Raw genomic sequence first — 6530 nt, 5'->3', positions numbered from 1 at the left:
CCGGCCGAGCCGCTCGGCGCCCGGGACTGAGCTCGACGCCAGGGGCCCCGGCGGTCGCCCGCCGGGGCCCCTGCGTCGGTCAACCGGTCAGAAGGCGCCCACGCCGTTGGGGGTGCCGAGGCCGCTCGGGCCGTCCCAGCCGGCCCGGGCGGTGCACCACTGGCTGGTGGGGCAGGTGCCGTTGCTGCCGGAGGTGACGTCGAACAGCGCGCCGGTGTGGCTGTACGGGTAGTTGTTGTCGATCGAGGCGGCGTTGGCGGCCAGCCCGTACACCCCGGCGATCACCGGGGCGGCGACGCTGGTCCCGCCGAACACCAGCCAGCCGGACAGGCCCTGGTAGGCGGTGCTGTCGTAGACCGCGACGCCGGTGTTCGGGTCGGCGACGGCGGACACGTCGGCCACCGCCCGCTTCGCGCAGCCGGTGCCGGCCGCGGCCTGCCCGCTCAACGCCGTGTTGTACGTCGAGCAGCCGCTGCCGGCGCCCTTCCACACCGTCTCGGTCCAGCCGCGGGTGCCGCTGGAGCGGGTCAGCGAGGTGCCGCCGACCGCGGTGACGTAGTGCGAGGAGGCCGGGTACTCGACGCCGTAACCCGCGTCACCGGAGCTGACCGTGATCGCGATGCCGGGGTGGTTGAAGTACGAGCCGTAGGTGGCGTCGGAGGCGTCGGAACCGCCGTAGCTGTTGCTGATCACGTTGGCCCCGAGCTGGGCGGCCATGTTCTCCGCCGCGCCGAGGTTGGCGAACGAGTTGGTCTTCGCCTCGACCAGCAGGATCTTGCAGTTGGGGCAGATCGCGGAGGCCATGTCGAGGTCCAGCGAGATCTCCTGCGCCCAGCCGCCGTCCTTGCGCGGGTAGGCGGTCCCGCCGGTCTGGTCGACCTTGCGGAAGCAGCCGTTGGCGGTGGTGCACGGCGGCAGGCCGTACTGGCTGCGGTAGACGCCGAGGTCCGCCTCGGCGGTGGGGTCGTCGTAGGCGTCGACGATGGCGATCGTCTGCCCGGCGCCCGCGGTGGCGGACGGGAGGTTGTACGCCGACTGGAGGTCGGCCGGCCCGTAGCCGGAGGGGGTGGCGTGGGGGGTCACGCCGCCCTTGAGGGGGGTGGTGTCGGTGCGTACGACGGCGTGGCAGGAGGCGCTGCCGGCCACCGGCGCGGGGCACGAGTGGAGGGTGGCGTGGGACACGCCGGTCGGGGACTGGGCCTGGGCGGGATTGGCGACGGTCAGCCAGGACGTGGCGGCGGTGGCCGCGACGGCGAGGCCGGCCATGCGACGGGTGACGCGCATGTGGCTCTCCAAGAAGGGAGGAAGGAAGAGCTGACCTGCGCGGAAGCGTAAGCCCGTTGCTCCGGGCAAGCAATGGAAGTTGATCGATCACCGGGGCAGCGTTTTTGGCCCTCGGAGTGTTACTCGCCGACGCCGCCGGGTGTGTCCCCTGTCACGCGCCCGGCCGACATCCCCGCTCGGGTCGGAGCGACCCGGGCACTCCCGCGTACGCTAGGAAGCCGACCAGCAGCAGGGGTCGTCCCTCCCGGCACCGGCCGACCGGAGATCACCGCCGTCCCACCGGGGCGACCGTCGCGGCGACCGGGTGGCACCGGCGGGGACGACCGGCCCCGCGCCGCTTCGGCAGGTCGGCATCCGCTCCCCCGCCCCGGGGGGCCGGCGTGCCAGCCGCCCGACCGGTCGGCACCGCAGTTACGGCACAGATCCGGGTGCGCCCGGGGGATGACCCCGGCCCGTGCCCCGGCAACCGCAGACAGGAGTATGGAGGGTATGCAGCTACGCACCGACCTCCGCAACGTCGCCATCATCGCCCACGTCGACCACGGCAAGACGACCCTGGTCGACGCCATGTTGCGGCAGGCCGGCGCCTACGGCGCCCGCGGTGAGGACACCGAACGGGTCATGGACTCGATGGACCTCGAGCGGGAAAAGGGCATCACCATCCTGGCCAAGAACACCGGCGTGCACTACCTGCCGGCGGACGGGTCCGAGCCGGTCACTATCAACATCATCGACACCCCCGGGCACGCCGACTTCGGCGGCGAGGTCGAGCGCGGCCTCACCATGGTCGACGGGGTGGTGCTGCTGGTCGACGCCAGCGAGGGCCCGCTCCCGCAGACCCGGTTCGTGCTCCGCAAGGCGCTGCGCGCCCGGCTGCCGATCATCCTGGTGATCAACAAGGTGGACCGTCCGGACGCCCGGATCAAGGAGGTCGTGGACGACACCTACGAGCTCTTCCTCGACCTGGACGCCGACGAGGAGCAGATCGACTTCCCGATCGTCTACGCCTGCGCCCGCGACGGCATCGCCTCGCTGACCCAGCCGGCCGACGGCGCGGTACCCGACGACAGCCACAACCTGGAGCCGCTGTTCCGCACCCTGCTGGACACCATCCCGGCCCCGGCCTACGAGGAGGACGCGCCGCTGCAGGCGCACGTCACCAACCTGGACGCCTCGCCGTTCCTCGGCCGGCTGGCGCTGTGCCGGGTCCGGCAGGGCACCATCAGCAAGGGCCAGACCGTCACCTGGTGCCGCACCGACGGCAGCAGCCAGCGGGTCCGCATCTCCGAGCTGCTGATGACCGAGGGTCTGGAGCGCAAGCCGGCCGACTCCGCCGGCCCCGGTGACATCATCGCCGTCGCCGGCATCCCGGAGATCATGATCGGCGAGACCCTCGCCGACGCGGAGAACCCGATCCCGCTGCCGCTGATCACCGTCGACGAGCCGGCCATCTCGATGACCATCGGCACCAACACCTCGCCGCTGGTCGGCCGGGTCAAGGGCGCCAAGGTCACCGCGCGCATGGTCAAGGACCGGCTCGACAAGGAGCTGGTCGGCAACGTCTCGCTGCGGGTCCTGCCCACCGAGCGCCCGGACGCCTGGGAGGTGCAGGGCCGCGGTGAGCTGGCCCTGGCCATCCTGGTCGAGCAGATGCGCCGCGAATCCTACGAGCTGACCGTCGGCAAGCCGCAGGTCGTCACCAAGGAGATCGACGGGAAGACCTGCGAGCCGGTCGAGCGGCTCACCATCGACGCCCCGGAGGAGTACCTGGGCGCGATCACCCAGCTCCTCGCCACCCGCAAGGGCCGGATGGAGCAGCTGGTCAACCACGGCACCGGCTGGATCCGGATGGAGTGGCTGGTGCCGGCGCGCGGCCTGATCGGCTTCCGCACCGAGTTCCTCACCGAGACCCGGGGCACCGGCATCCTGCACCACGTCTTCGAGTCGTACGAGCCGTGGTTCGGCGAGCTGCGCACCCGCAACAACGGCTCGCTGGTCGCCGACCGGGCCGGTGCCGTCACCGCGTTCGCGATGACCAACCTCCAGGAGCGCGGCCAGCTCTTCGTCGAGCCGGGCACCGAGGTGTACGAGGGCATGATCGTCGGGGAGAACTCCCGCTCCGACGACATGGACGTCAACATCACCAAGGAGAAGAAGCTCACCAACATGCGGTCGTCGACCGCGGACGAGACCGAGAAGCTGATCCCGCCGCGCAAGCTGTCGCTGGAGCAGGCCCTCGAGTTCTGCCGCGAGGACGAGTGCGTCGAGGTGACCCCGGCCGCGGTGCGCATCCGCAAGGTCGTGCTGGACCAGACCCAGCGCGGCCGGATGGCCGCCCGCCGCAAGCACGCCGGCTGACCCGTACCCGCACCACCCGGAGCCCGGACCGCCCCCTCGGCGGCCCGGGCTCCGCCGTTCCCACCGCACCCCCGTCCCGGCCCGCGTCGACCGTGGGCGCGGCGGTCAGCGGATCCTGGTGGCCTGGAGGGCGAGGATGTCGGGGAGCGGGCCGGGGCCCGACTCCACGACCCGGGTCAGGGTCAGGCCGGCGGCGGTGACCGCGGTCAGCAGGTCGGCCAGGGGCAGGTGCCAGGCGCCCACCCGGGCCCGCACCCCGGTGGAGTTCCACGAACGGAAGGTGCGGTCGCGCTCGGCGTAACCGCCGTCGACCACGATCCGGCCCGGGTCGGAGCGGTCCGCGAACGCGCCGACGTAGCAGGGGTGCACGCCCACGTGAACCAGCCGACCGCCCGGGGCGAGCACCCGGGCCGCCTCGGCGACGGCCGCCGGATAGTCCGGCATGTCGGTGTGGGCGAGCACGCACACCACCGCCGGCACGGCGGCGTCGGCCAGCGGCAACGCGCCGGCGTCGGCCCGCAGCACCGGCAGCCGGCCCCGCGCGTGGCGCAGCTGGCCGGCGGACAGGTCCGCCCCGACCGGGCTCCAGCCGAGCCGGCGCAGCTCCGCGGCGTGCGCCCCGGTGCCGCAGCACAGGTCGAGACACCGGCCCGGGCCGGCGCCCAGCAACTCGGCCAGCAGCCCCCGCACCCGGTCGCTGTACCCGGCGGCGGTGGTGGTGACGTAGTCCTCGTACCAGTCGGCGATGGCGTCGTACGCGGCGGTCGTCATCTGCGCACGGTAGACCCACGGCCGGGCGGACCGCAGCCCCGCCGACGCCGATGATCCGCTACGGTCACCGGCATGACCTGGGAGGATCTCGACGCGCACCTCGACAAGGTGCCCGGCACCGTCTCCGCGTACGTGGGGCGGCTGGGCGCCCGGCCGACCTGGACCCGACTGCCCGACGCCACCCACTACGCCGCGAGCACCATGAAGGTCGGCGTGCTGGTGGCGCTGCACCGCGCCGCCGCGGCGGGCCGGCTCGACCTGGACGCCCCGATCCCGGTGCGCAACACCTTCGACTCCGCGCTGCCCGGGGCACCCCGGTTCGCCTGCGCCCAGCACTACGACAACGACGACGCGGTCTGGGACCGGGTCGACGGCACCGCTCCCCTGCGCTGGCTCGCCGAACGGATGATCGTCCGATCCAGCAACCTGGCCACCAACATCTGCATCGGCCAGGTCGGGCTGCCGGCGGTGGCCGAGGTGTGGGCCCTGGCGGGCGCCCGGCACAGCGTCACCGGCCGAGGCATCGAGGACTTCGCCGCCCGCGAGGCCGGCATCACCAACCTGGTCACCGCCGGCGACCTCGCCGCCCTGCTCGGCGAGCTGGCGCTGGGCGCACAGCGGCCCGGCCCGCTCGCCTCCCCCACCGCCTGCACGGCCATGCTGGACGTGCTGTTCGCCCAGGAACACCGGGAGGACCTCGCCGCCGGCCTGCCCGAGGGCACCCGGATCGCGCACAAGAACGGCTGGGTACGCGGGGTCCGGCACGGCGCCGGAGTGGTCTTCCCCGCCGACGCCCCGCCGTACGCCGTCGTCGCCTGCACCACCACCGACCTGGCCGACGGCGGCCCGAGCGGCGAGGACGAGGACGACGCCTGCCACCTCATCGCCGACCTCTCGGCCCGGGTCTGGGCCGCCCGGCACGACCTGGCCGACTGAGCGCCGCCGCCGGCCGGGGGCGCGCGGCCGGCGGCACCCTCACTCCAGCAGGTTCGCCCGCAGCGCCGCCACCGTCGCGTCGGTCACCCCCAGACCGTCGCGCAGGTACGCCCCGAACGACCCGTGCACCCGCCGCACCTCGTCGTACGCGGCGTCCAGGTACTCCGGCCGCACCTCCAGCAACGGCCGCGCCGCCGCCGGGTCCAGATCCGGCCGCCGGCGGCTCATCGCGGCCAGCAGCACCTCGCGCAGGCTCTCGGTCAACTCGTTGTGCCGCAGGTAGTCCGCCCGGATCGACGCCTCGTCCACGCCCAACGCGGTCAACAGCACCACCGACAGCCACCCGGTGCGGTCCTTCCCGGCCGAGCAGTGGAACAGCAGCGGCAGGTTCCCCGCCTCGGCGGCCAGCCGGACCGCCGCCCCGAACCCGGCCCGCGCCGACTCCCCGGTGACGAACCACCGGTAGATCTCGCACATCGCCGCCGGCACGCCCTCCCGGGCCACCGCCGCGTACGCCGCCAGGTCGTGGCCCAGCAGCACCGCCGAGACGTACGTGAACACCGGGTGGGCCGGGTCGTACACCGGCAGCTGCACCACCCGCGGCTCACCGGACAGGCGGTCCGGCGGCGCCACCTCCTGCTCGCTGGCGTGCCGCAGATCCACCACGCAGGCCGGGGCGAGCTTGCCCAGCACCGGCAGGTCCTCGTCGGTGAGCCGGCCCAACGCGGCGGTCCGGATCAGCCGACCCGCCCGTACCCGCCGGCCGGCACCAGCCGGCAACCCGCCCAGATCACGCGCGTTCGGCGCGCCCACCAGTACCCAGTCCCGTCCCGCCATCGGCCCTCCCCTGTCGCCGGCCACCTGGATATAGGGTGCCGGACATGACGATCGCCGCGGTACGCACCCACCGGCTCTCCGCCCCCTTACACACCCCGTTCGTCACCGCGCTGCGCCGCACCACCACCGTGGACACCCTGATCGTCGAGGTCGTCGACAGCGACGGGCGGTCCGGGTACGGCGAGGCGCCCCAGGTCTGGCAGGTCACCGGGGCGTCCACCGCCGGCGCCGAGGCGTGCGTCCGGGACCTGCTCGGGCCGCGGCTCGTCGGCCGGGACGCCGATGACCTGAACGCCCGCTGCGCCGAGGTGGAGCGGGCGGTCGCCGGCAACGAGTCGGCCCGG

General features: G+C 73.8%; 5 protein-coding genes and 1 pseudogene. 3 read left to right on the top strand and 3 right to left on the bottom strand.

Annotated features, from left to right (window positions below; all coding sequences use genetic code 11):
- Nucleotides 1-87: 87 nt before the first annotated feature.
- Nucleotides 88-1284, bottom strand: coding sequence for a S53 family peptidase (locus ACWEVO_RS26390; protein ID WP_452310199.1), 1197 nt, complete (start codon nt 1282-1284; stop codon nt 88-90).
- 489 nt (nt 1285-1773) lie between these two features.
- Between ACWEVO_RS26390 and typA the strand changes: the two genes are divergently transcribed.
- Nucleotides 1774-3642 carry a translational GTPase TypA gene (gene typA, locus ACWEVO_RS26385; RefSeq protein WP_452310198.1) on the top strand — a complete coding sequence of 623 codons (1869 nt, stop codon included), beginning with the start codon at nt 1774-1776 and terminating at the stop codon, nt 3640-3642.
- Nucleotides 3643-3747: 105 nt separating this feature from the next.
- On the opposite strand, the gene ACWEVO_RS26380 is transcribed toward typA, so the two are convergent.
- The gene (locus ACWEVO_RS26380) at nt 3748-4413 is read right to left on the bottom strand and encodes a class I SAM-dependent methyltransferase (protein WP_452310197.1); all 666 of its coding nucleotides are present in this window, start codon (nt 4411-4413) and stop codon (nt 3748-3750) included.
- A 72-nt stretch (nt 4414-4485) separates the two neighbouring features.
- Here ACWEVO_RS26380 and ACWEVO_RS26375 point away from each other — a divergent pair, with 72 nt between their 5' ends.
- The gene (locus ACWEVO_RS26375; RefSeq protein WP_452310196.1) at nt 4486-5349 is read left to right on the top strand and encodes a serine hydrolase; all 864 of its coding nucleotides are present in this window, start codon (nt 4486-4488) and stop codon (nt 5347-5349) included.
- A gap of 39 nt (nt 5350-5388) precedes the next feature.
- On the opposite strand, the gene ACWEVO_RS26370 is transcribed toward ACWEVO_RS26375, so the two are convergent.
- Nucleotides 5389-6186 carry a tyrosine-protein phosphatase gene (locus tag ACWEVO_RS26370; protein WP_452310195.1) on the bottom strand — a complete coding sequence of 266 codons (798 nt, stop codon included), beginning with the start codon at nt 6184-6186 and terminating at the stop codon, nt 5389-5391.
- A gap of 44 nt (nt 6187-6230) precedes the next feature.
- Between ACWEVO_RS26370 and ACWEVO_RS26365 the strand changes: the two are divergent.
- A pseudogene (locus tag ACWEVO_RS26365) lies at nt 6231-6530 on the top strand (dipeptide epimerase); the annotation flags it as partial.

The sequence above is a fragment of the Micromonospora sp. NPDC003776 genome (assembly GCF_053605645.1).
Note: the sequence above shows the minus strand (reverse complement) of the source record. Positions and strands in the feature narration are given on the sequence as shown.